Origin of the sequence: Acidocella sp. MX-AZ02 (assembly GCF_000306035.1) — a bacterium.
Taxonomy (GTDB): domain Bacteria; phylum Pseudomonadota; class Alphaproteobacteria; order Acetobacterales; family Acetobacteraceae; genus Acidocella; species Acidocella facilis.
The window spans coordinates 154008-154952 of record NZ_JH976208.1 but is presented as its reverse complement, the minus strand read 5'-3'; the positions used below and the strand labels follow the sequence as shown (position 1 = coordinate 154952).

The 945-nt window shown below is 70.6% G+C and carries 1 protein-coding gene; it reads left to right on the top strand.

The annotated features are described in order from the left end of the window. Positions 1–945 (top strand): hypothetical protein (locus MXAZACID_RS08955; RefSeq protein ID WP_008493952.1); only part of this gene is annotated, 945 nt, incomplete at both ends.

The window sequence follows — 945 nt, the reverse complement described above, 5'->3', positions numbered from 1 at the left end:
CTCACCGGCAGCATCGGCGGCGACGCGGTGCTGAGCAATGGCGGCAATACCATCGGCACGCTGGCCGATTTCAGCGCCGGCGGCACGCTGGCGCTGACCGATACCGGGGCGCTGAGCCAGACCGGCAGCGTCAGCGCCAGCGCGGTGACGCTGAGCGCCACGGCCATGACTTTGAGCGGCAACGTCTCGGCCAGCAGCGCGCTGGAGCTGGCGAGTGGCGGCACGCTGGTGCAGAGCGGGAGCCTGACCGGCACCGATATCAGCCTCTCCGGCTCCAGCCTGGGGCTGAATGGCAGCATCACCGCGACCACCGCCACCCTCGCCGCCACAGGGGCGATCAATCAGGCCGGCAGCGCCGGGCTTGCCGCCGCCAGCCTCACCGGCAGCGCTGGCGCCTCCATCGCGCTGGGTGGCACCAACAGCATCGCCACGCTCAGCACGCTGAGCGCCGGCGGCAATATCGCGCTGAATGACGCGCAATCCCTGACGCTGGCAGGGCTGGTGACGACCCCCGGCACCTTGACCCTTACCGACGGCAAGGCGGTGGGTGAGAGCGCCGGCAGCCTGGTCGTCGGCGGGCTGGCGGGCAGCATCGGCGGCGGGCTGACGCTGGGCGGGGCCAACAGCATTGCCACGCTCGCCAGCATGAGCGCCGGCGGGGACATGCTGATCGCCAATATCGGCACGATCACGCTGAACGGGCCGGTGAGTGCAGGCACCAGCCTGGCGCTGGTCACCGCCGGCTTGCTGGAGGGGACCGGCGGCAGCCTGGCGGCGGGGACGATCGCCATCGCCCCGTATAATGCCGGCACGCTCGATCTTGGTGGCACCGCGGTGGCGGGTTTGCAGCTTGCGCAGGCGCTGGTCAGCACCTTTGACAGCCACGCGGTGGTGATTATCGGCGCCGCCAACGGCGTGCAGGCCAGCAGCATTTACAGCGAAGGC